This is a genomic window from Pigmentiphaga sp. NML080357 (genome assembly GCF_002188465.1).
Lineage (GTDB): Bacteria > Pseudomonadota > Gammaproteobacteria > Burkholderiales > Burkholderiaceae_B > Pigmentiphaga.
This window is the reverse complement of record NZ_NINW01000022.1, coordinates 1-24,002: the sequence shown is the minus strand read 5'-3', so window position 1 is coordinate 24,002 and position 24,002 is coordinate 1. Positions and strand designations below refer to the sequence as shown.

Here is a 24,002-nt window from a genome sequence, read left to right as displayed (position 1 = left end):
ATGGTTGAGCCGCCTAACACCGGCCCAAGCGAGAATCCTCTGCGCAATATCACACGCGCAAAACATGGCATCCCCGAAAAGGGACGCGGCCGCCAACCGGCATCCAAAGCCACGGCGCACGCAAAAACGTGCCGACTGCGCTTCGAAAATCGGCGCGGCAATCAAAAAACGGAAAGAACGGGCTTTGTTTTTGTTCTTGCCCAGGACAGAGCACACTACGGGCAAAATATCTTGCGATAAATCAATATTTATTTCTTTCCGCAGAGATATTCGAACAAACGAGATATCTCATTTATCGAACTAATAAACTCCGGATCTTCGCATTTATATTTTCCTCCCCGCGGATCTCAATTTTGAGCAACCTTACTTGAGTCTCCAACCAGGCGTATTATGGATTTCCCTAATACGAGGTTTTGTTCTTACCGTTGTTTACGATAATAGAACTCCACGACTCCTATTATTACCGCGGAAATAGGAAACCCGCCATTTCATATTCAAAAGAAGCTCGTTTCTTATATTCAGACTAAATAGAAGTTCAGAAACCCTGATTATTCGAAAATGTACGAATATCGCTTCTGGAGGGGAATAACCAATACATCGGGCCCGCACATTATTCGGTGCCGAGGCGATCGTCGCTTCCGCCGGATGGCCGCCGGGCACTCCCTTGACCGTTTCATCCGGTTTTAATCAAGGACACCACATGAGAATCGCTACAGTTGCAGCCACCGTAGTCGGTACGCTGATCCTCGCCGCTTGCTCCGCTCCGCCCAAGAGCGAACCCAAGAATCCGGTACAGATCACGCAAGACCCGTCGGGCTTCCAGAACATCGAAGCGCAGGTCGGCCAGCTACCGGCCCAGTTCCTGCGCAACGGCAGGCCGCTGGACATGACCCGTTTCGCCCAGGTCAGGCCGGGGGCCACAAGGCAGACGGTCGTCAGCGCACTTGGCGAGCCCGTGCAGCGCAGCACCGACAACCGCTGGTATGACTATGATCTGACCCTGCCGCTGCAAGGCCAAAGCAACCTGGTGTGCCAGTACAGGGTGAACTTCGATGCTCAGGGTGCGGTGACGTCCACACAATGGCGCAGGCCGCAGTGCGAGGCGGCGGCCAACGCCATGCGGCCCGCGCCCGCGCCGGTTCCCGTGCCCGCCCCGGCCCCCGTACGGACGATTTCCGTCTCGGCCGATGTCTTGTTCGAGTTCGGCAGCGCGCGGCTCAGCGTCGATGGACAGCGTGAGCTGGACCGGGCCATTGCCCCGCTACGTACGGAAACGACCCCGTACGAAGTCCAGATCGTCGGGCATACCGACCGGATCGGCTCGGTAAGCGCAAACCAGCAACTTTCGCTGGAACGGGCCGAGGCCGTGCGCAACTACCTCGTCGCGCGGGGCCTTCCCTCGTCGCGCCTGAGTGTCGCGGGCCGCGGCTCCGCCGAGCCCGTGGTGCAGTGCCAAGGTAGCCGGGTGACGACCCAGCTCAAGGAGTGCCTGGCGCCGAACCGTCGGGTCACGCTGAACATCCGCAGCGTTCCGGGAGCTCGCGGTCGTTAAGCGCCCTTCGGGACGTGGAAACGCGCGCGGCGCTTCAAGCCGCGCGCAAGCGCAGCGCGCGTTCCCGTCCTCCGGCCCGCAGGTATGCGAGATAGGCGACCAGGCCGGACAGGTAGTGCTCCACATCGTCGATACGAACACGGAAGGCATGGTGCCGGATGAAGAAACTTCCGACTATGCGGCGAGGGTTGCGAAAGAACATCGCGTACTCCGGCCAGAAATGACCGTTCTGCAGATAGTGTGCGCGTCGCTCCAATGCGACGTAGAAGGCGCCGAGGTCCAGCGATTCCAGCAGCGCGCGGGTCTCGGGATAGGCGGGAAGCTTGTGAAGCATGGCTTCGGCGGCCATCATGAGCTCAAGCAGGGTCGGAAAGGTCGTGATGCGGTCCCGCACGAAATCGAGATATCCCGAAAAATTCTTGACGCCGAATTCGAAGTACCTGGGCTCGGGCCGGTGGGAAGTCAGCTCATTGACGCAATAGCTCAACCAGTGGTCGTGCGCCTTCCAGTGCTCCGCGGTCATGAAATAGTCGAACGCCTTCACGACCGCCTCCAGCCAGCGGGGGTCGCGCGTCAGGCCGTACAGCCGCATCAGGCCGAAAGCCGCTTCGCCATCGTAGTAGATGATCCGGAACGGATCCTTGACCGACAGGTCCGGATAGTTCAAGACGTGGTTGAACCGCCCCGTCGCGGGGTCCTGCATGGACAGTATTCCGACGGCCAGGGACTCCAGGATCCCATGGTAGCGATCGGTTCCGGTCACGCTTGCGTACTTGGTCAGGGCGAGGAGGCACACCGCATTGCCCCCGAGCTTGACCTCGGTGCCGCCGTCGACCAGAAACGCGGCGCGCCGCCCCCCTTCGAGCTCCCGTTCGACAATCAACGAACCGGTCAGGCAGGCCAGCGAGCGGTCGATGGCCTGCTTGAGGCTCTCGTCGCGAGTCACTTCCCAGGCCTCGATCATGGCGTAGGTCGTGCTGGCATGACGCAAGCTGTTGTAGGCCTCGATCGACCGGTCGAAGCAGGGATGCCACCCGTAGTGGAACATGCCGCTGTCCTGGACCTGGGAGGCGAGGTAGCGCGAGCCGCGCTCGATCATTCCCAGCACGTCGCTTTCCGTCAATTGCTCGATCACCCTGCGGCCGGCGTGCCGCCCGGGGCCGTACAGGAGGCGGGTCTCTTTCTCTTGGACATCGCGGAAAACGCCCCGCGTGGAGAGCACGTAGAGTTCGCGCTCGCCGCCAAGGTCGATCGCGGTGTCGGCGCCGTAGCGCGTGGATGCGTAGACCTTGAAGTTGTGCGGATTGATCGTTGCGTGCGCGACCGTGTTGCCGCCATAGAGCATGGCGTTGCCGTTGAGCTCCTGCTCAAGGAAGGCGATCTTCAATTCGCGGTCGAACGCCACGCCGTGGCGGTAGTAATTACGCTTGGTCTTGGAAAGTTCCTCGGACCAGCCCGCAATGGTCGTGGCCCGGACCGCTTCCACCCAATCGATGCGCAGCCAGCGCACCTGCATGGCGCGCCGCTTGACCAATCGCTCGAGCGCCTCGGCGCCGGCGCGCCAAGCGCCGGCGAAATCGGATGCGCTGGCGTGGCAGACGCGGGCGCGCGTGGCGCCGTCGGACACGGAGAAGAACAGTGTGCAAGCCGGCCAGTCTCCGCCCGGCGTTCGAAAGTTCGCTTCAACGTGAGGACGAATATCGGCAAGAAGCGTGGAAAGTTGCATGGCAGGAAAGCGACCGGCGGATGGAGAGGTTCGTCACGTTGCAGCGAGCGCAATCCTAACCTGCGTGCCGCGAGCCAGTCCATAGCGGGTGCGCCCCACGCGCCGCGCACCGCATCGGCCAAGCGCGAGGCGCCATGATGCGAGCGACCTTAGCGTGGGGCGGGAACGTCAACCTCGGCCGAAGGCAGCACTATCTGACGCGATTGATTGCGCCGGAACGCCCTTTGCAAGCGCCCGCGCTGGATGCGGCGGATCTGCGCATCGTGAACCTGAAGTGCGTCGTGGCCGCAAACGGCGAAGCCGTCCGCGCGAAGGACGTCCACGGTCCATCGTATTGCCGTGCTCGTCCGGAGATGCTGCGCATACTGACCGACGCCGGCATCGACATCGTCGCCACGGCCACCGACTGCAGCGGGGCCTATGGCGCCGCCGCCTTGCAGGAACAAGCCTGGTGGCTCGATGCGATAGGCATCGGTCATGCGGGTTGCGCCGCAACGCTCGACGCGTCGCTGGCGCCCGCCATTCGTGCAGCGGGGGGTCTGAACGTTGCCGTCTTCTCCGTCGATGCGACGTCGCCGCGGTTCGCGGCGACGGGCCGGCAAGGCGGCAACGCCTATCTGCCGGCGGATGACCTGCGAGCCTGGCGGGAGACGTTCACGCCCCGCCTTGCCGCCGCTCGCCGCCTGGCTCACGTCGTCCTGGTCGCGGTGCATTGGAACACGCGCACAAGCGGATCACCCGCTCAATCGGCCAGCGCCTTGGGCCGCCTGCTCATCGAGGCGGGGGCGGACGCGGTACTGGGGTGCGGGGGAGAAACGGTCCAAGGCGTCGAACTGCACCAGGGGCGCCCCATCCTGCATGATGCCGGCGACCTGCTGTCCGATACCGCCGTGCGCAAGGACGCGAGCGGCGGCGGCGTGTTCCATCTCGTCGTCACGCCGGACGGCGTGCAGCAGATCCGCTTCCATCCCATGGACATCGGGCAGGGGCACAGCCGGCGCGCAAGCGGCAATCGCGCCGCGGCCATGGTCGCAAGCTTCGCGCAACGATGCGCGCAGTTCGGCACGGACGTGCTGCCAGAGGCGGACGGCAGCGGCCGCATCGACCTCCCGGCTCCATCGCATGCCAGGCCGCGGCCCGACATGGCGGCCGGAACTGCCGGGACGACGCGCTACGCCCTCTCCGTGCTCGAGCGCACGAGCCGCACGGTGCCTACGAGGTGCAGCGTCGCGCAGGTGCCCCGCGAGGCCGCGATCGCGCCCATGGCGCTGGGCCCCTTGACGCTGTTGGGCGTGCGGATCAGCCCCGGTGCGCTCGGCGGGCCGGAGTGGCTGTGGGTCGAGAGCTATTGGCGGGCGGATGCGCCGATGGACAAGGACCTGCGCCTGGACATACGGGCAGAACCGACGCGCCGGGGCCGCCGATGGGGCGCCGGCATGGACCACGATCCGTGCGACTGGATGCTGCCGACCTCCCGGTGGGTGCCCGGCACGATCTACCGCGATTGCGTGGGCCTTCCCCCTCCGCCGGACAATCTGCTCTGCGACGGCGAGCTGCGGCTGCACGTCGCGCTTGCCGGCGCCGGCGTGCCCGTCGCTGCCATTACGCCGCCCATTCCCCCGGTCCCGATCCGGCTTGCCCCCAAGGCCGCTCCCCACCTCGCTCCGGTGCCGGCCGCCATCGGCGATCCGGACATGACCTGGACAGCCGAAGAGCTGTGCGGCATCGTCGGCGGAACCTGGATCACGCCGCCCCCGCCCGGCTGGGGAGTCCGGTCGATCCTGCCCGGCACGCACGCGCTGGGACGACGGCCCGCGCCCGCCATGCTCGCGGCGCACAGCAGCGAGGACCGCAGCCGCCACGAGGGATCCATACTGGCGCGCCCCCACTGGGATTTCCACGATCGCCTGCCGCGGCTGGCGCGCCATCTGGCCGGGGCCATGGTCTCGCGCATGGTGCCCGACCTGCCCCGCGGCTTTCCGCAGCTGTGGGTGCCCGACCCCTTGAAGGCCGCGATGGAACTGGGCCTGGCCGCCAGGCGCCGGTTCCAGCGCGACGTCGTCGCCATCGCGGGCACGGCCGGCAAGACGACCACCGCGGCCATGATCCAACACCTCCTGGCAGAGCAGAACCAGCCCTGCGTCGCGACCGTGCAGAATCACGACTCGCGAGTCGGGGCCCAGGTCACGCTTGCCAGCCTGCCGCGATCGGCTCGCGCCGCAATCCTCGAAATCGGCCAGAGCGCGTTGTGGCGGCGCGAGGGGCCGGTCACCCGCGAGGTCCATCCCACGATCGCCGTCATTCCCCACCTGGGCCTGACCCATCTCGCCCGGGTCCGTTCGATACGCGACACCGCGCATTGGACCTCGCGCGTGTTCCAAGGTCTGCGCGGCAATGGCACCGCCATCCTGGGCGACCACCTGCCCTGCTTCGACGAACTCCTGCGGACGGCGAACCGGCATGCGGCCCGTACGCTTACCTACGGCACGCGGCCGCATGCCGCCTTTCGGCTGCTCGACGTGAAAGAGACTCCCGCCGGGACACGCATCCTGCTTCGGCCACCGCAAGGCCGCACGCTGGCGCTGCAATTGCCGGCCCGCTCGCCCGGCCTGGTCCATAGCGCGCTCTGCGCCCTGGTGGCGGCCTACGCCATGGGCCTGGAGCTGCCGCGCACCGCTTCGGCCATGGCGAGCCTGCGGCCGCAAGGCGACGGCTTGCGCCATACCTCGCTGGATGGCGACGGCCGCCACGTCGACGTCTACGAAGACGACGGCACCGGATTCAATTCGCTGCTCCACGCCCTGGAAAGGCTGGCGGGCATCCCGGCCGGCGGCGCGCGCAAGATTGCGGTACTGGGTTGCCTGAGCCCCGGGGGCGAATGGCTGGCGCGCCTTGCGGATCCCCTGCGGCGCGCGGGGATCGGCTACGTCGCAACCTATGGCGACGAGATGCAGGCCCTGAGAGCCCGGCTACCGGCAAGCCTGCTGGGACCGCACTTCGATGCCGGATCGGCGCTGGCCGATCATCTGGCCGAAATGCTGGCCGACCAGGACATCGTGCTGATCAAGGGGCCGCGCGGACAAACGGACTTCTGCGGCATCCTGCCCAGGCTCAAGCAGCGCCTGGAGGAACGGCCGGCGGACGAAGCGACGACGCAATATGCGCTGATGGACGTCGGCGGCTGACGCGCCGCACCGCCGCCGTTACCACCACCCGTGGAAATGGTGCACGGGTCCGTTCCCCGACCCCACGCCCAGCCGGTCCGCATGGCGGATGGCCTCCGTCAGGTAATGCTTGGCGCGCCGCGCGGCGTCGGGCACGTCCCGGGCCTGCGGCAACAGCGCCGCCAAGGCCGCGGACAGCGTGCAGCCGGTACCGTGGGTGTTCCTGGTATCGATGCGCGGCGCGGCGAGTTCGATCATCCGGTCGCCGTCGTGCAAAAGGTCGATGGCCATATCCCCCGGCAGATGACCGCCCTTGAGGAATACCCAGCGCTCGCCGCTATGGGGCAGTTGTTCGCGCAGCCGCTCGGCCACGCGCCGCATTTCCTTGACCGTCTCGACCGCCCGCTGCTCGAGCAGGACACCGGCCTCCGGCAGGTTGGGCGTAATCATCGTTACCTGGGGCAGCAGCGCTTCGCGCAGTGCGCCGACGGCTTCGCGGGCCAGCAGCGCGTCGCCGCTCTTGGCGACCATGACCGGATCGAGCACCACGTGGGGAGGTTTCCAGTGCGCGAGGCGATCGGCCACGGTTTCGGTCACCGGCCGGCTGCCCAGCATGCCGATCTTGACGGCATCGGCCGGCACGTCGGCGAACAGCGTATCGATCTGCTGGGCGACGAAGGCCGGATCGATGGGCAGCACGCCCGTCACGCCCTGCGTATTCTGCGCGGTCAGCGCCGCGATGACGCCGCAGCCATAAGCGCCCAGCGCGCTCATTGCCTTGATGTCGGCCAGCACCCCCGCGCCGCCCGACGGGTCGACGCCCGCGATGGTGAGGGCCTTGGGAATGGGGCGAACGGCAGACATGGGAATCCTCGTGCGAATGAACGACGCCGCCCCGCGGCGGCGCATGCCGCCAGTATAGTCGGCCCTACCTCCCCGTGCGGGCGGCGCGCCGTTTGCACGACCTCCAGCCGTGCCCGGCAAGGCGCGAAGGCAGGTAACATAGCAGCCCGCTCCCATGCAATCGCCCCCGTAGGCAAGAGGCTCGCCATGATCTACGAACTCGCGCACATCGAAATCCAACCCGGCACGCAGGAAAAATTCGAGGCCGGCGTCCAGGCGGCCGCGCCGCTGTTCCAGCGGGCCAAAGGCTGCCACGGGATGGAGCTGCACCAGACGCTGGAGGATGCGAACGCCTATCTGCTGGTGGTGCACTGGGAGACCCTGGAAGACCACACCGTGCATTTCCGCGGCTCGGAAGACTTCAAGGCGTGGCGGGCCCTGGTGGGTGAATATTTCGCCAAGCCGCCGCAGGTGCGCCACACCACGACCGTCGCCAAGCCTTTCTGACCCCCGGGGCCGCTAGCTTTCCGCCGAAGCCACGCCGTATTTCTCGAAGTAAACCCGGATCTCGCCCGGCGGGCACGGCCGCCCCACGAAGTACCCCTGGATCTCCGTGCATCCGGCCTGGCGCAGCTGGTCCCATTGCGCCTGGGACTCGACTCCCTCGCCGGTCGTCTGCATGCCCAGGCTGTGTCCCAGATTCACGATGGCCTGCACGATGCGCGCCGATTCGGCGTTGGTGCAGACGTCGGCCACGAATGCCATGTCGATCTTGATGCGATCGGCGGGAAAACGCCGCAGGTACAGCAGCGAGGAATAGCCGGTGCCGAAATCGTCGAGCGCGATGCGCACGCCCATGGCGCGCAGTTCGTCCAGCGTGGCATGGATATAGGCGGTATTCTGCAGCAGCACCGTCTCGGTAATCTCGAGCTCCAGCCGCTCGGCGGGCAGGTTCGCCGCGCGCAGCGCTCCACGCACCTGGTCCATCAACTCGCCGCTGCGGAACTGCCACGCCGACACGTTGACCGCCACCCGCACTTCGCCCGGCCAGGCAGCCGCCTGCGCGCATGCAGTCTCGAGCACCCACTTGCCCAGCGGGACGATCAGGCCGGTCTCCTCCGCCACGGCGATCAGCTGCGACGCCCCCAGTTGGCCAAGGCCAGGCTCGCGCCAGCGCAGCAAGGCCTCGAAGCCTTCGAGCTGCGCGCTCCCGGTATTCACCAGCGGCTGGAAATGCAGCTCGAACCCGTCGGTATCCAGGGCGTCGCGCAACGCCTTCTCGGCGGCGCGACGCATCGCCTGCTCCTGCGCCATCTGCGCCTCGAAAATGCGCCACTGTCCGCGCCCCTCGGCCTTGGCGCAAAGCAGGGCCATTTCGGCATTGTTCAGCAGCTCCCCGGTATCGCGGCCCTGGTTCGGAAACAAGGTGATGCCCACGCTCGCGTCCATGGCGATGCGATAGTTGCGGACGAACCAGGGTTGGGCGACGGCGGCGATGATGGCCCCGGCCAGCGCCCCCGCGGCCGCCGCGTCCGACGGGTGCCGCACGACGGCGAACTCGTCGCCGCCGACGCGGGCCACGAGGTCTTCCGGCGCCACCGCGGCCCGGATGCGCTGCGCCACCGTCGTCAGCGCCTGGTCGCCCACGGCGTGCCCCAGCCCTTCGTTCACGTCCTTGAAGGCATCGAGATCGATCAGCATGACGGCCGTCTGCCCTTCCCCCGGCGCCGCCAGCCTCCGCGTCAGCGCCTCGGTGAACATCAGGCGATTGGGCAGCCCCGTGACGGTGTCGCAACGCGCCATGTCGTAGGCCGCGCGGGCAATCTCGTACTGGGTTCGGATCTGCCGGCGGCCGAGGACCAGGCACAGGGCGATGATCAGGGACAACAGCGCGGCCCCCGCGCCAATGGCCCACGCATCGCCGCGCCAACTTGCCGTGACCGTGGCCATCGGGACGCTGACCTCCATCGCCACGGGATACGTCGCCTGCAGGGCGGCGGCGGCAAGACGCGGCACGCCATCGATCGCGCTCGCCGTCTCGACGGCCAGTCCGTCATGCAGCACCGGCAGGCCGTGATCGCCTTCGCGCAGCGCCACCAGGCGCCTGCCGATGGCGTCCGGGCGCAGGGGATGGCCCGCGAGCAGGCGGCCGTCGGTGCGGAACATCGCGATCGCGGTCTGGTCGCCGGCCTTGATCTGTTCGTAAAACTGCTCGAAATATTCCACCCGCATACTGCCGACCAGCAAACCCAGCATCTCGCCCTGGGCGTCGCGGACCTTGCGTGCGAGATAGAGCGTCCACTTGCCCGACGAGGGATTGCGGGCGGGCAGGCTCAGGTAGGTGTCCATGGCGGGGTCGCCGCGCAGGGCCTGGAAATAATCCCTGGCGGCCACGCTGGCCCGAGGAACTTGCCTGGAGCGGGAAAAATTGAGCAGACGGCCGTCTCGATCCATCACCGACAGCGCATCCACGTACGTCAGGCTGTCGGCCTTGGCCTCGAGGAGCTGGAAGATCTCGGCGCCGCGGGCCAGGCGGTCGAACGCTTCCGGCGTGGCGCCGCCGCGTTCCTTGATGCGGTCGGCGATGTCCTGCTGCGCGCCCTCGAGCGCCTGGAAAGCCCTTTCGGTTTCCTCGGACAGCACCATGGCGAGATTGGTCAGCTCGCGCGACTTGCTGGCGAGCGCCCGCTGCTTGAGGTTGCCGATCAGCGCCGCGGCGGCGGCCATCACCAGCACGATCAGGCCGCATGCCAGCACGGTCAGCAGCCGGGCGCGCGCGGCCCTGGGGGCCGCCGGAGCCTGCGGCAACGTGCTTGCCTCGGGTGTCGGAGCATGCATGGGAACTCGGCCGGCCGCCCCTGAATCCTGTGATATTGCTAGACTAGCATCCGCCGCGCCGGCCACAGATGTCACAGGCCGGTTAAAATTGCCCGTTTTGTTACGGTTTTCGTTACTTCCTAGTTGCCTGCCATGAACGTAGCCTCTCTTCCAGACGTCGAACACGCCCGCTTCAATATGGTGGAACAGCAGATCCGCCCCTGGGATGTCCTCGACCCCAATGTGCTGGAACTGCTCTTCAAGGTGAAGCGGGAAGAATTCGTGCCGCCCTCCATGCGCGCCCTGGCTTTCGTCGATACCGAGATCCCGCTGCGGATCGACGACTACGACAGCGGCGAAAACATGCTCGCTCCCAAGGTGGAAGCGCGTCTCCTGCAGGAACTGGCCCTCAAGCCCAGCGACAGCGTGCTGGAAATCGGCACCGGCTCGGGCTACCAGACGGCGCTCCTGGCCAGCCAGGCGCAAACCGTCACCTCGGTGGAGATCCTGCCCAAGCTCGCCGCCTTCGCCCAGGCCAACCTCAAGCGCGCCGGCATCGCCAATGCCACGGTCCAGGTGGGCGACGGCAGCAAGGGCTGGGGATCCACCGAATACGACGCCATCCTCGTGACCGGCTCGGTGCCCGAAGTGCCCGACAGCCTCAAGTACCAGCTGCGCGTGGGCGGCCGCCTGGCGATCATCGTCGGCCAGGCGCCCGTCATGACCGCGCTGCTGATCACCCGGACGACGGCCGCCAGTTTCGAGACCATCTCGCTGTTCGAGACCCTGGTCAAGCCTCTGCGCGGCATCACCGTCTCCAAATTCAAATTCTGAACGGAGCCCCGTGCCGATGCGCGCAAGGCTGTATGCCCCCACGCTGTGCGCGCTGCTGAGCGCCTGTGCGTACCTCCCCGCAGCATCGGCACTGGACCTGGAACAGGCCTATCAATCGGCCCTGGCGCATGACGCCACCTTCGCATCGGCGCGTGCCGCCTATACCGCGACGCTCGAAAAGCTGCCGCAGGCGCGCGCCGGCCTGCTGCCGTCGGTGGCGCTGACGGGCAACCGCGCGGAGGCTTCCACCACCCGCCTGCCCGGGGTGCAGTACACCAGCGAGAGCTATACGCTGCAATTGATACAGCCGCTGTTCCGCTGGGCCAACTGGCAGAGCTACGAACAATCCAAGCTGCAGCTGGCCATCGGGGAAGCGCAACTGGCGCAGGGCCGGCAGGACTTGATCCTGCGCGTCGCGCAGGCGTATTTCGACGTGCTGGCGGCGCAGGACAACCTCACCTTCATCGGCGCCCAGAAGGCCGCCATCTCGGAACAGCTCGAATCGGCCAAGCGCAACTTCGAGATCGGCACCGCCACCATCACCGACACCTACGAGGCCCAGGCGCGCTACGACCTCGCCCAGGCCCAGGAAATCCAGGCCGAGTCCGACCTGGCGGTGCGCATCAGCGCCTTGCAGCAGATCATCGGCGCGCCCGCGGGCGACCTGGCCAAGCTGCCGCCGGCCGTCAACGTGCCCGCGCCGCAGCCGGCCAAGATCGATGCCTGGACCGAGCAGGCCGCGGCCAACAATCTCGCCGTCGCGCAGGCCAGCCTGGCGAGCGAGATCGCCCAGCGCGACATCGAAATCGCCAAGAGCGGACACTACCCGACGGTGGACCTGGCGGCCAACATCGGCCGCACCCGCGGGCTGGTCGGGCAGAACGTGGTCAACGACTTCTACACCACGCGCTCGGTGGGCGTGCAGGTATCCGTTCCGATCTTCTCGGGCTTTGCGACCACTTCCAGGGTGGACGAGGCCGTGGCGCTGTCCGAAAAGGCCCGCAGCGACCTCGAGGCGGCCCGCCGCGCCGCCGTGCAGAACACGCGCGTCGCGTTCCAGGGAGTCAATGCCGGACTGGCCCAGGTCCGCGCGCTCGAAGCCGCGCAAGTCTCCAGCCGCAGCGCGCTCGATGCCAACAAGACCGGCTACGAAGTCGGCGTGCGCATCAACATCGACGTGCTCAACGCCCAGCAGCAGCTCTATTCCACCGAACGCGACCTCGCCAAGGCCCGCTACGACGCGCTGATGTCGGGCCTGCGGCTCAAGGCCGCGGCCGGCATCCTGTCGGAAGAAGACGTGGCGCGCGTCAACGCGCTGCTGCGCTAGGCCCCTAAGCCAGCCAGCCGTTCATCGCCCGTATCACCCGTTGCGTCGCGCCGGTATGCGTGGCGCTGAACCGCGCCGTCGCCTCCCGCATGGCGTCCCGGCGCGCGTCGTCGTCGATCAATTCCAGGGCCAGCCGCCAGGCCGCCTGCGCGCTGTCCGCCCGCAGCGCGGCGCCGGCCTCGATCGCATCTTCCGACGCCTGCGCGAAATTGAAGGTATGCGGTCCTACGATCACGGGCACGCCGCAGGCACAGGCCTCGATCAGGTTCTGCCCGCCCAGCGGCGCGAAGCTGCCGGCCACGATGGCGACATCCGAGGCGGCATAGTAGAACGGCATCTCGCCCAGGCTGTCGCCCAGCAGCACCGCCACCTGCGGTTCGACGGATGCGAACGGCATGCCGGCCATGCCCGAGCGGCGCCGCATGGACAGGCCCGCCGCCTCGACCATCGCCGCCACGTCGTCGAAACGCTGGGGATGGCGGGGGATCAGCACGGCCAGCGGCGCGATGCCCGCCTGCGTGCGCGGCATTTCCCGCATCGCCGCCAGGATGGCCTCTTCCTCCCCTTCGCGCGTGCTCGCCCAGGCGATGACGGGCCGGCCCAGGCGCTGGCGCCACGTTGTGCCCGCCTGCACGAGGTCGTGCGGCAATTGCAGGTCGAACTTCAGGTTGCCGACCACCAGCGGATCGCGGGCGCCCACGGTGCGCAGCCGGTCGGCGTCGGCCTGGGTCTGCGCCAGCACGGCGTCCAGGCGGGAATAGGTGCGGCGCGCAAGACTGGCGACGCGCAAGGTCTTGCGCGCCGACGCAGCGGACAAACGCGCGCTGACCAGGCCGAGCGGCACCCCATAGCGCCGCGCGCCCGCCACCAGGTTGGGCCACACCTCGGTTTCGATCAAAAGGCCGCAGCGCGGCGCGAAGTACCGGTAGAAGCGGCTCACCGCGCCCGGCATGTCGTACGGCAGCCAGGCCTGGCGCAGGCGCCCCTGCGCGATGTCCTGCTCGAACAGCCGCGCGCCTTCGGTGCGGCCGGTCGCGGTCATGTGGGTCAGCAGCACCGGCAGGCCCCGGTTCAGCAGCGCGCGGATCAGGGGCTGCGCCGCGCGCGTCTCGCCCAGGCTGACCGCATGCACCCATACCGGCGCCGCGCGGAATCCCGCGCGCGCCGGCGCGGCCTTGCTGTTGCCGTAGAAGCCGAAGCGCTCGGCCGGGAAAACGCCGTACACGGGTTCGCGCCGCGCCCGGCGCCAGATGCGCCACAGCAGGAAAGGCGTGGCGATGCGCCACAGCAGCGAATACAGCGCCTGCAACACCGCGCCCCGCATCAACGCTCCACTCCCGCCGCGCCGTCGGCCGGCAGCGCCTGGCCCACGGCGGCCAGCACCTGCTCGCACGAAGGCGGCGTCCCGCGCCCCCCCAGGCTGGCGGTGAACGCCGGGCCCGTCACCGGCGCCAGCGCCGGATCGTAATCCGCATAGATGCCTATCGTCGGCCGCCCGAGCGCGCCGGCAAGGTGCGTCAACCCGCTATCGAGCCCCACCACCACCGCGGCCCCCGCCAGCACGCCCGCCACCTCGGCCAGCCCCATGCGGGGCAGCGCCCGCGCGCCGGCAATACCGTCGATCAGGCGCCGCGCACGCGCCGCCTCGTCCTCGGTGCCGGCAAATACCAGCGGGGCATAGCCGGCTACCGCCAGGCGCTCCAGCACCGTGCGCCACGATGCCTCGGGCCACAGCTTGGTCGCCCGGCTGGCCGACGGCATGATGGCCGCATAGCGCGCCGGCAAGCCGGCCGGCGGCTCGGCGCGTATGCCGAAATCCGGCGGCCCCGCCAGCTCGTATCCCAGCGACAAAGCCGCCAGCTCGCGCATGCGCACCACCGCCGACTGCTCGAACACCACGCGATGGCGGTAGCGGTAGAAGAATGACGCGAACGGATCCCGCGCCGACCGCAGGTCACAGCCGTGCAGCGGCCCGTTGGCCATCCGCGCCACCATGGCCGACTTCCACAGCCCCTGCATGTCGATCACCGCGTCGTAGCGGTGCTCCTGCAGCCGCTTCCTGAAGGCCGCGCGCTCGGCCTTCACCGACGCCGACCACCATGCCTTGCGCCAGCGGCGCAGCGCGACCGGGATTACGGCATTCAACTGCGGATGCAGCCCGGGGATGGCGGCGAACGCCTCTTCGGCCACCCAATCGATCGAGGCGCCCGGCACGTGGCGGGCGATGTCGGAGACAGCGGGCAGCGCATGAACGATGTCGCCCATGGACGAGGTCTTGACGAGCAGGATGCGGGGCACGGACGAAAGCCGGGGCGGGCCGGCTGCGGGGAAAGGGCGGATTTTAACCGGGCGGGCGATCCGACGACGAGCCTCGACGGCAGGCTGCCGAGGCCATGCAGAGCAAACAGCAACTCCGGATGGACAAAAGAGCCATCCCGCCCCTTGTACCAGCTATCTCACCGCTTCACCATGGCGATCCGGATTTCGCAACATTTTTGTTATATTTCTCATGGTCGCCACACATGAAATATTCCGAATTCAGGAAATGGTTACGAGAGCAAGGCGCCGTATTTCAGCGGCATCGCAGCGGAAGCAGCCACTATCGAGTCACACTGAACGGCAGGTCCACGATTTTTCCGGATCATGGAGCCAAAGAGATAGGCAAGGGCCTGGTCGAAACGATCAAAAAGCAATTGGGTCTTAAGTAGTCCCGCCGGAGCATGCCATGTTGAAGTACTCCTACACGTTGACCCGCGACACCAACGGAACATTCCTCGTCCAGTTTCCGGATATCCCGGAAGCCGTTACTGTGGGCGATACACGCGAAGACGCGCGCATCAATGCGCGGGAAGCACTGGAAGCCGCGCTCGAAATCTACTTTGACCAGAAACGCGCCATTCCCCTTCCCTCGACTACGCCGCGCGGCAGCGAGTCGATCGTGCTGCCGGCGCTCGTCACGGCCAAGGTCCTGCTCGCCAACGAAATGATCGCGCAAGGCATACGCAAGGCCGAACTGGCTCGCCGCATGGGGCTGCACATGCCGCAAATCGATCGACTGCTCGACTTGCGGCATTCATCCAAGATAGAAACGGTGGAGGCGGCCCTGCAGCAACTCGGCAGGCAACTGGACGTTCAAGTCGTGTAGCGCCCCTGGTTCGGCAAGCCGGTCGACCGTCGGCGGGCGACGCTCGTAACGCCACCCGATTTATTGGACAATACCCCGGCCGGCACCGCCCCGCTCAGGGGAAGCTGCGCAAGGCCTTGCGCCAGGCCAGACAGCCGGCCTGTTTCCATCTCCAACGAGCAACCGCTTCATGGCTCTCGACTCCCTGCTGCTGCGATCTCCTCCCAACCTCACGAGCCTGCCCGAGCAGGTCGCCAAGGCGATCGCCGAAGCGATCATGAAGAACGAGATCGCGCCCGGCGCCAGCCTGCGCGAGATTCCGCTGGCCAATTACTTCGGCGTCAGCCGCAGCAGCGTGCGCGAGGCGCTGCGCATCCTCGAGCGCGACGGCGTGGTGTCGATCCAGCCCCGGCACGGCGCGAAGGTCACCGCGCTGAGCCACGACGAAATGGTCGAGATCTACCAGATCCGCGCCGCCCTGCTGGGCGTGGCCTGCGATCTGTTCGCACGGCTGCGCACCGACGCCCAATTGCGCCGCCTGAACGATACGCTGACGCGCATGTCGGCGCTCGAGGGCGCGGACGAACAGGCGCGCGCGCTGGAACACGCCGAGCTGTCGGCCGGCATGGCGCGGCTCATCTGCGAGCACTGCGGCAACAAGAAGCTGGCCAATATGCTGAACCAGATGTCGCTGCAAATCGCCCGCTATACCACCCTGGGCCTGTCGGCCGCGTCCCGTCGGCAGCAATCCCTGGGCAACTGGCGCAAGCTGCTGGATGCCCTAGAGGCGCAAGACCACGAAAGCGCCAACCGTTGCGGCCAGAAACTGGTGCACGACAACCTGGCCTACGCGCTGGGCTTGCTCGAGGACTGATCCCTCGTCCGCTCCCGGCCGGCGCGACGGGACAGTCGATGTCGACAAAATAACAATTCGTAGACAATATTTTCTGGCTGGCGACAAGCCCTGAAAGAATCTTGCCTTATACCAGGTAATAACCCGGATATTGACACCTCTTCCATCACTGTCGACAATCAAACAAAACAGAGGAGACATGATGCAGACCGAATCGATCCGCGACACCTACCGCACCGCCAGCGGCATCACCGTCCGCAAGCTCACCGAACACATCGGCGCCCAGATCGAAGGCGTGGATCTCTCGCGGCCCGTGCCGGCGGACGCGATCGCGGACATCAAGGCGGCATGGGAGCGGCACGGCGTGGTGATCTTCCGCGGCCAGGACCTGCCCCCGCCCGCCCACCGCGATTTCAGCGCGCACTTCGGCCCGCTGATCGGGCACGTGGTCAACCGCTTCAACATGGCCGACTGCCCCGAAGTCACCATCCTGTCCAACATCACCAATGAAAAAGGCGAAAAGATCGGCGCCGATCGTGCCGGCATGATCTGGCACTCCGACATGTCCTTCCTGCCGCGCCCGAGCATGGGCTCGCTGCTGTACGGCGTCGAATGCCCGCCGCAGGGAGCGGACACCGAGTTCGCCAGCATGTTCGCCGCCTACGACGCGCTGCCGGCGGCAGACCGGCAGCGGCTGGCCAGGCTGCGCGGCATCCACGACTACCCCTGGCATTACCGCACCTACCTGACGCACCGCCAGCCGCTCACGCCGGAAGAAGAAGCCAAGACACCGCCCGTCGCCCATCCCGTCGTGCGCACCCATCCGTCCACGGGCCGCCAGGCGCTGTACGTCGGCGAGGGCCTGACGCGCACCATCGAGGGCATGGACGACGAACCGGGCCGGCGCATGGTGATCGAGCTGAGCGAGTTCTCTACCCAGCCCGCTTTCGTCTATCGCCATAAATGGCAACCCGGCGACCTCGTGTTCTGGGACAACCGCTCGACCATGCATCGCGCCACCGAGTTCGACAACACGTATCGCCGCCTCATGCGGCGCACGACGATCCAGGGCGACGCCCCGTTCTACCGCCCCGCCGAGCACTGAAGCCGCGCACGCACGCAAGGAAACCGCAATCATGAAACGCCGAACCTTTTTCGGGCTGGCGGCCGTGGCGGCCGGCGCGCCCGCCGCATGGCCGGTCCACGCCAGCGAAGACAACTGGCCGAACCGGCCGGTACGCATGATCGTTCCCTTCCCCGCCGGCGGGGCGACCGACATCATCGCCCGCATCCTGGCCGAGAAGCTGTCCGCCTCGCTGGGCCAGTCCTTCATCGTCGACAACCGCGCGGGCGCCTCGGGCATCATCGGCCAGGAGGCCGCCGCCCGCGCGCCGGCGGATGGCTACACGCTGCTCCTGACCGGCAACGGGCCGCACGCGATCAACATCAGCCTGTTCGAGCGCATGTCCTACGATCCGCTGAAGGACTTCACGCAGATCTCGCTCACGTCCATCCTGCCGCTGGTGCTGAACGTGCATCCGTCGGTGCCCGCCAAGACCCTGGCCGAATTCATCCAGTGGGTGAAGGCCAATCCGGGCAAGCTCAACTACGCCTCGCCAGGCATGGGCTCCCCGCCCAACCTGACGATGGAATTGCTCAAGAGCCAGCAGGGGCTCGACATCGTGCACGTGCCCTACAAAGGCAGCAGCCTCGCGCTGGCGGACCTGATCAGCGGACAGGTCTCCGTGATGTTCGACAACGCCCTCGCGTCCTACCAGCACATCAAGAGCGGCAAGGTGCGCGCGCTGGCGATCGGCGCGGAACAGCGCCTGCCTTCGCTGCCCGAGGTTCCCACCTTCGTCGAGTCCGGCATGGCCGGCTTCGAGGCCTACACCTGGACCGCGCTGGTCGGGCCGGCAGGCCTGCCCCGCCCCATCGTCGAGCGGCTGGCACGGGAAACGGCGCGCGCCTTGACCGACACCTCGGTCAAGGAAAAACTGGCTGCACAGGGCGCCATCGCCGCCAGCTCCACGCCCAAAGAACTGGAGGACAAGACCCGCCAGGAAATCCGCAAGTGGGCGGGCGTGATCGAACGGGCGGGCATTCCGCGGATTTCGCTCTAGCCGGCCCTCTCCTCGTCGCGCCCGGCCCCGCCGGGCGCATCCTCCTTACTACCTTCCCACCATGAAACTCCTACGCCATGGCCCCAAGGGCCAAGAGAAACCCGGCCTCCTGGACACGGCCGGCAAGCTGCGCGATCTCTCCGCCCACCTGGACGACATCACCGCCGCCACGCTCGCCCCCGCCGAACTCGATCGGCTGCGCAAGCTGGACATCGAAAGCCTCCCCATCGTCCCCGCGGGCACGCGGCTCGGCGCCCCGTACCGCGGCACGGGGAAATTCATCTGCGTCGGCCTGAACTACAACGACCACGCGGCCGAATCCAACCAGCCCGTGCCGGAAGAACCCATTCTGTTCGCCAAGTGGAATAGCTGCATCCAGGGGCCCGACGACCCCATCGTCATGCCGCGCGGATCGACCAAGACCGACTGGGAGGTCGAACTGGGCATCGTCATCGGCACGCGCGCCCGCTATGTCGAACCCGAGGAAGCCCGTCGGCACATCGCGGGCTTCTGCGTCATCAACGACGTCTCGGAACGCGAATACCAGCTCGAGCGCTGCGGCCAATGGGACAAGGGCAAGGGCTGCGATACCTTCGGCCCCATCGGCCCGTGGCTGGCGACGGCCGACGAGGTGCCCGACCCGCAGGGCCTGCACCTGTGGCTGGACGTCAATGGCAAGCGCTTCCAGGACGGCAACACCCGCACCATGATCTTCGGCGTGGATTTCCTGGTCAGCTATATCAGCCGCTTCATGACGCTCGAACCGGGCGACCTCATCTCGACCGGCACGCCGCCGGGGGTGGGGCTGGGCCAGAAGCCGCCGGTCTACCTCAAGGCCGGCGACGTCGTCACGCTGGGCATACAGGGGCTAGGCGAGCAGCGCCAGGTCGTCCACGCCTGGGACCCGGCGCTGCTGGATTGAAGACGGCGGGTTAGCGCTTCACAGCGCGGCCCGCCAGGCCTCCACCCAGTGCGCCGTCGACGGGTCGCGCTGGCCGACCGGCGCCTTGCCGGCCAGTTCCTCGGCTATCCCGGTCGCCAGCACCTTGCCGTACTCCACGCCCCACTGGTCGAAAGGATTGATGCCCCAGACGACGCCCTGCACGAACACCTTGTGCTCGTACAAGGCCAGCAGCGCCCCCAGCGAGTGCGCCGTCAGGCGCGGCAGCACGATGAGGGTGGACGGGCGGCCGCCCGGATGCGCCTTGTGCCGCGCCAGCCAGGCGGCGCGCTCGGGATCGCTTTCCTTGGCGGCCAGCTCGGTTTCCAGCGTGGACGCGGGCTTGCCGCGCAGCAGCGCTTCGCGCTGGGCCAGGCAATTGGCCACCAGCAGGCGATGGTGCTCGGGATAGGGATGGTCGGCCTCGCGGCATATGATGAAATCCACCGGCGCGCCTTCTGGCCCCTGGTGCAGCCACTGGAAAAAGGTGTGCTGGCCGTCGGTGCCCGGCATGCCCCAGACGACGGGGCCGGTGGGCACCGAGACCGGCTGCCCGTGCAGGTCCACCGACTTGCCCAGCGACTCCATCTCCAGTTGCTGGAGGTAAGGCACCAGGTGGACCAGGCGCGCGTCGTAGGGCGCGATGTTGAGCGAGGCATACCCGAACACGTTGCGGTTGGCCAGGCCCGTAAGCGCCAGCTGCACCGGCGCGTTCCGCTCGAGCGGCGCCTGGGCGAAATGCGCGTCCATCGCCGCCGCGCCTTGCAGCAGGCCATCCAGCGCCTCGGCCCCCAGGGCGAGCGCGATCGGCAGTCCGATGGCCGACCACACCGAATAGCGGCCGCCGGCCCAATCCCAGAACGTGAAGATCCGTTCCGGCGCCACGCCCATGCGCTTGGCGGCCTCGGCATTGGCCGTCACGGCCACCACGTGCTCCCACGGATCGGCAATGCCCGCCTCGCGCAGCCAGCGCAGCGCGCACTGGGCGTTGTTCAGCGTCTCGGTGGTGTTGAACGACTTGGACGACACCACCACCATCGTGCGCCGCGGATCGAGACCCAGGAGGCCTGCTTCGATGGCGTGGCCGTCGATGTTGGACACGAAGCGCATCTGCCGGCGGGTGCCGGCATAGCCCAGCGCCGACACCACGAGCTTGGGCCCCCAGTCGCTGCCGCCTATGCCGATGTGGACGACGCTGTCGTAGCGGCCCTGGGCATCGATGTGCCGCACGAACGCCCGCACCCGGTCCCGCTCGGCCAGCACGCGGCCGGCCACCCGCCCCGGCGGTTCTTCCGCGCGCAAGGCGGTGTGCCAGGCGGCGCGGTTCTCGGTACAGTTGGCAATGCCGCCTTCCAGCAGCCGTTCGCGCCAGGCGCCGAAGTCGCGCTCGGCCAGCAGCGCCAGGCCCGCCTCCAGCAATTCAGGCGATTGCGCCTGCGTGCTCAGGTCCACGGCCAGGCCCGCCGCCTCGAGCACCCGCAAGGTGCCCGCACCGCGGTCGGCGCGCAGCGCGGCCTCCGCGAACGCCTTCCAGGCCGCCGTATCGGCAAGCGGCGCAAGGGCTTGCGACAGATATGCGGGGGCGCCTTTCACTCTCGGTTCCTCCTTAGAACGGCAACTTGGCATCGGGGGCGACACGCAGCAGCTGGGTGCGGAAATCCTGCTGGATGCGCGCGAGCGCGGCATCGTCGTCCGCCTCGAAACGCAGCACCACCACCGGCGTGGTGTTCGACGGCCGCGCCAGGCCGAACCCATCGGGATATTCCACGCGCACGCCGTCGATGGTGATCACCTCGCGCGCGCCCGTGAACTGCCCTTGCTGCTGCAGGCGCTTGACGACTTCGAACTGTTCGCCCTCGCCGGTTTCCAGTTTCAGTTCCGGCGTGGACTTGGCCTGCGGCAGCGCCTCGAGCACCGCCGAGGGATTGTCCGAACGCGACACGATCTCCAGCAGCCGGGCGCCGGTGTACAGCCCGTCGTCGAAACCGTACCAGCGCTCCTTGAAGAAGATGTGGCCGCTCATCTCGCCCGCCAGCGGCGCGCCGGTTTCCTTGAGCTTGGCCTTGACCAGCGAGTGGCCCGTCTTCCACATCAGCGGCTTGCCGCCCGCGGCGCGGACCTCTTGCGCCACATAGCGGCTGCATTTCACGTCATAGATGATCTCGGCGCCCGGGTTGCGCGACAGCACGTCGCGCGCGAACAGGATCAACTGGCGATCGGGCCAGATGATCTGGCCGGATTTCGTGACCACGCCCAGGCGGTCGCCGTCGCCGTCGAAGGCCAGGCCGATCTCGCAATCGGTCTCGGCCAGGCAGCGGACCAGGTCCTCCAGGTTGTGCGGGTCGGCGGGATCGGGGTGATGGTTGGGGAAGGTGCCGTCCACGTCGCAGAACAGCTCGACCACCTCGCAGCCCAGCGCCTTGAACAGTTGCACCGCCACCGGGCCGGCCACGCCGTTGCCGGCATCGACCGCGATCTTCATCTTGCGGGCCAGCTTCACGTCGCCCACGATGCGCTCGAGGTATCCGGGCACCACGTCCCATTCCTTGCGCGCGCCCGGCGTGGCCGCGTCCGCGCCCTCGCCCTTCAGCATGGGCTCGCGCAGCGCCGTGATGGCATCGCCGTACAGCGTGGTGCCCGCCATCATCATCTTGAAGCCGTTGTACTGCGGCGGATTGTGGCTGCCGGTAATGGCCACGCCCGAACCGGTGCCGCTGACGTTGGCCGCGTAATAGACCAGGGGCGTCGGCACCATGCCGATGTCCAGGACGTTCACGCCGCCGGCCATCAGGCCCGCCTGCAGGGCCTCGGCCAGGTCCGGGCCGCTCAAGCGGCCATCGCGGCCGACCATGACCTCTTTCACGCCGGCGCGCCGCGCCTCCAGCGCCAGCGCGGCGCCGAGGCGGCGCGCGAATTCGGGGCTCAGGGGAGAGGGGACGACACCGCGGATGTCATAGGCCTTGAAGGCGGAGGCGGCGATGTCGGCGGATGATGATGAAAGGGTGGTCCCCACGAAAAGCTCCTGATTTGAATACGGTGAGTCGTCCGGGCGGGCGGTGTCCAATGACCGATGAAAGCACTTACGCACGAGCAGGCGCAGTACCGGTGGTAATCCATATACAGCCTCGTCGCCGCCCAGTATCCCAGGCAATATAGTCCCGCGCGAGTCGGACAAGTTCACTAGGGACTATAGATGAAGTTTGGCGGAGAAAACCCCGTTTTCTTGTCCTAAGTAACGGCGCGTTACGGCACAATAATTGTCGTTTGTGGAGAAAAGTTAGAACGGCGTGACAGGTCACAGGGTTGTCGTATATACAGGTGCCAGCTCGACAATCACCCTTTTCCGCCGGCAGCGCACCGGCCCCAACTGCGGCGAGCATGCATGCTCAACCTGACGATCAGTTTCATTGTTTCCTTTCTTGCCACCATGCTCATCGTGCGCTTTGCCAATCGCAATAGCGCGGCGGCGGACCACGACCTCGACGGCGTCCAGAAATTCCACGTCCGGCCCGTTCCCCGGGTAGGCGGCATCGGCATCGTCGCGGCCTGTTGCATCGCGGTGGCCGCCCTGACCTCGCGCGACCTGCCGCTGGCCATCAACCTCGGCCTGCTCCTGGCCTGTTCGGTCGTGGTGTTCGGCATCGGCCTGGCCGAAGACTTCACCAAGCGCATCAGCCCCACGGTGCGGCTGCTGTGCGCGCTCGTGGGCGGCGCCCTGGCCACGCTGGCGCTTCACGCCACCGTCGTGCGCCTCGACCTTCCCTACGTCGACGACTGGCTCGCCATCCCGCTCGTCGCGGGCGTCGTGGCCGTCCTTTGCGTGGCCGCGCTGGTCAACGCGGTCAACATCATCGACGGGTTCAACGGCCTGGCCTCGGCCGCGGCCATGACCATGTTCGCCTCACTGGGCTACGTGGCCTTCAAGGTGGGCGACCCACTGGTCCTGGGGGGCGCGCTCATCATGATCGGCGCCATACTGGGCTTCCTGGTGTGGAACTATCCCTATGGCCTCATCTTCCTGGGCGATGGGGGGGCTTACTTCCTGGGTTTCATGCTGGCCGAGCTCGGTATTCTGCTGGTCGCGCGCAACCCCTCGGTCTCGGCCTGGTATCCGGCCCTGCTCTTCATCTACCCGATTTTCGAGACCGTTTTCTCCATATATCGAAAGAAATATCTCCGCGGCATGTCGCCCAGCATGCCGGACGGCGTCCATTTGCATATGCTTATATACAAGCGCGTCATCCGCTGGGCCATCGGCACCCACAACGCGCGGCTGCTCACCCAGCGCAACGCCGTCACCTCGCCCTACCTGTGGGCGCTCGCCTTGGTGGCCATCGTGCCGGCCACGGTTTTCTGGGACCGCGGGGCGGTCCTGGCGGTTTTCCTCGCGCTGTTCGTCGCGGTCTACACCTGGTTGTACACTGCCATCGTGCGTTTCCGGACCCCGCGGTGGCTGGTCCTGCACAAGGCCGAGGAATAGACTCATCCGTGCGCGACATTCCCAGCTGGACCAAAACCGCAAATTTCGGAACATTAGTTAAACAGCGTAACCAGTTGTAAATTCTATCCTTCCTAGGGCGTGTTCACACTAAATGAATTTGCTCGTATACTTCGGGTATGGAAATCACCGAAGCCCAATATCAGCAGATCGAGCACTGTTTGCCGCGACAGCGCGGCAACGTCAGCCTGACGAATCTGC

The 24,002-nt window shown here is 67.0% G+C and carries 19 protein-coding genes; 12 read left to right on the top strand and 7 right to left on the bottom strand.

What is annotated here, in order from left to right; genetic code table 11:
• The first annotated feature begins 700 nt into the window (after positions 1–700).
• Entirely contained in the window at positions 701–1,552 is an 852-nt protein-coding gene (locus tag CDO44_RS05820) for an OmpA family protein (RefSeq protein ID WP_087779383.1), read from the top strand.
• A gap of 34 nt (positions 1,553–1,586) precedes the next feature.
• Here CDO44_RS05820 and CDO44_RS05815 read toward each other — a convergent pair whose 3' ends face one another.
• Complete coding sequence (locus CDO44_RS05815; protein ID WP_233146052.1) at positions 1,587–3,179, bottom strand: Mur ligase; 1,593 nt, start codon at positions 3,177–3,179, stop codon at positions 1,587–1,589.
• Between the two features lie 233 nt (positions 3,180–3,412).
• Here CDO44_RS05815 and CDO44_RS05810 point away from each other — a divergent pair, with 233 nt between their 5' ends.
• Positions 3,413–6,463 (top strand): CapA family protein, encoded by a 3,051-nt coding sequence (locus CDO44_RS05810; protein WP_087779381.1) that lies wholly within the window; start codon positions 3,413–3,415, stop codon positions 6,461–6,463.
• A gap of 18 nt (positions 6,464–6,481) precedes the next feature.
• Here CDO44_RS05810 and thiD read toward each other — a convergent pair whose 3' ends face one another.
• Positions 6,482–7,306 carry a bifunctional hydroxymethylpyrimidine kinase/phosphomethylpyrimidine kinase gene (gene thiD, locus CDO44_RS05805; RefSeq protein WP_087779380.1) on the bottom strand — a complete coding sequence of 275 codons (825 nt, stop codon included), beginning with the start codon at positions 7,304–7,306 and terminating at the stop codon, positions 6,482–6,484.
• A 186-nt stretch (positions 7,307–7,492) separates the two neighbouring features.
• Between thiD and CDO44_RS05800 the strand changes: the two genes are divergently transcribed.
• A complete protein-coding gene (locus tag CDO44_RS05800) occupies positions 7,493–7,792 on the top strand; it encodes an antibiotic biosynthesis monooxygenase (RefSeq protein WP_087779379.1) in 300 nt (99 codons plus the stop codon).
• A 12-nt stretch (positions 7,793–7,804) separates the two neighbouring features.
• On the opposite strand, the gene CDO44_RS05795 is transcribed toward CDO44_RS05800, so the two are convergent.
• Positions 7,805–10,123 carry a bifunctional diguanylate cyclase/phosphodiesterase gene (locus CDO44_RS05795; RefSeq protein ID WP_087779378.1) on the bottom strand — a complete coding sequence of 773 codons (2,319 nt, stop codon included), beginning with the start codon at positions 10,121–10,123 and terminating at the stop codon, positions 7,805–7,807.
• Between the two features lie 132 nt (positions 10,124–10,255).
• On the opposite strand from CDO44_RS05795, the gene CDO44_RS05790 reads away from it, so the two are divergent.
• Together CDO44_RS05790 and CDO44_RS05785 are read left to right on the top strand one after the other, a co-directional pair.
• A complete protein-coding gene (locus CDO44_RS05790; RefSeq protein ID WP_087779377.1) occupies positions 10,256–10,936 on the top strand; it encodes a protein-L-isoaspartate O-methyltransferase in 681 nt (226 codons plus the stop codon).
• Positions 10,937–10,952: 16 nt separating this feature from the next.
• Entirely contained in the window at positions 10,953–12,263 is a 1,311-nt protein-coding gene (locus CDO44_RS05785) for a TolC family outer membrane protein (protein ID WP_087779376.1), read from the top strand.
• A gap of 4 nt (positions 12,264–12,267) precedes the next feature.
• Here CDO44_RS05785 and CDO44_RS05780 read toward each other — a convergent pair whose 3' ends face one another.
• Positions 12,268–13,575 (bottom strand): 3-deoxy-D-manno-octulosonic acid transferase, encoded by a 1,308-nt coding sequence (locus tag CDO44_RS05780; RefSeq protein ID WP_369824550.1) that lies wholly within the window; start codon positions 13,573–13,575, stop codon positions 12,268–12,270.
• Positions 13,576–13,586: 11 nt separating this feature from the next.
• Positions 13,587–14,528, bottom strand: a complete 942-nt coding sequence (gene waaC, locus CDO44_RS05775; RefSeq protein WP_369824549.1) for a lipopolysaccharide heptosyltransferase I — start codon at positions 14,526–14,528, stop codon at positions 13,587–13,589.
• Positions 14,529–14,656: 128 nt separating this feature from the next.
• On the opposite strand from waaC, the gene CDO44_RS28345 reads away from it, so the two are divergent.
• The 6 genes from CDO44_RS28345 (at position 14,657) to CDO44_RS05745 (ending at position 19,285) form a co-directional block, all read left to right on the top strand.
• Complete coding sequence (locus tag CDO44_RS28345; RefSeq protein ID WP_369824522.1) at positions 14,657–14,971, top strand: type II toxin-antitoxin system HicA family toxin; 315 nt, start codon at positions 14,657–14,659, stop codon at positions 14,969–14,971.
• A gap of 17 nt (positions 14,972–14,988) precedes the next feature.
• Positions 14,989–15,408, top strand: coding sequence for a type II toxin-antitoxin system HicB family antitoxin (locus CDO44_RS05765; RefSeq protein ID WP_087779372.1), 420 nt, complete (start codon positions 14,989–14,991; stop codon positions 15,406–15,408).
• A 169-nt stretch (positions 15,409–15,577) separates the two neighbouring features.
• Entirely contained in the window at positions 15,578–16,261 is a 684-nt protein-coding gene (locus tag CDO44_RS05760) for a GntR family transcriptional regulator (RefSeq protein ID WP_087779371.1), read from the top strand.
• A gap of 178 nt (positions 16,262–16,439) precedes the next feature.
• Positions 16,440–17,345 (top strand): TauD/TfdA family dioxygenase, encoded by a 906-nt coding sequence (locus CDO44_RS05755; protein ID WP_087779370.1) that lies wholly within the window; start codon positions 16,440–16,442, stop codon positions 17,343–17,345.
• Between the two features lie 31 nt (positions 17,346–17,376).
• Entirely contained in the window at positions 17,377–18,363 is a 987-nt protein-coding gene (locus tag CDO44_RS05750; protein WP_087779369.1) for a tripartite tricarboxylate transporter substrate binding protein, read from the top strand.
• A gap of 61 nt (positions 18,364–18,424) precedes the next feature.
• The gene (locus tag CDO44_RS05745; RefSeq protein ID WP_087779368.1) at positions 18,425–19,285 is read left to right on the top strand and encodes a fumarylacetoacetate hydrolase family protein; all 861 of its coding nucleotides are present in this window, start codon (positions 18,425–18,427) and stop codon (positions 19,283–19,285) included.
• A gap of 18 nt (positions 19,286–19,303) precedes the next feature.
• On the opposite strand, the gene pgi is transcribed toward CDO44_RS05745, so the two are convergent.
• Together pgi and CDO44_RS05735 are read right to left on the bottom strand one after the other, a co-directional pair.
• The gene (pgi, locus tag CDO44_RS05740; RefSeq protein WP_233146051.1) at positions 19,304–20,896 is read right to left on the bottom strand and encodes a glucose-6-phosphate isomerase; all 1,593 of its coding nucleotides are present in this window, start codon (positions 20,894–20,896) and stop codon (positions 19,304–19,306) included.
• A 13-nt stretch (positions 20,897–20,909) separates the two neighbouring features.
• Positions 20,910–22,316, bottom strand: a complete 1,407-nt coding sequence (locus CDO44_RS05735; protein WP_198951307.1) for a phosphomannomutase/phosphoglucomutase — start codon at positions 22,314–22,316, stop codon at positions 20,910–20,912.
• 369 nt (positions 22,317–22,685) lie between these two features.
• Between CDO44_RS05735 and CDO44_RS05730 the strand changes: the two genes are divergently transcribed.
• Positions 22,686–23,783: a glycosyltransferase gene (locus tag CDO44_RS05730; protein WP_087779366.1), complete on the top strand. Its 1,098-nt coding sequence runs from the start codon at positions 22,686–22,688 to the stop codon at positions 23,781–23,783.
• Positions 23,784–24,002: the final 219 nt, after the last annotated feature.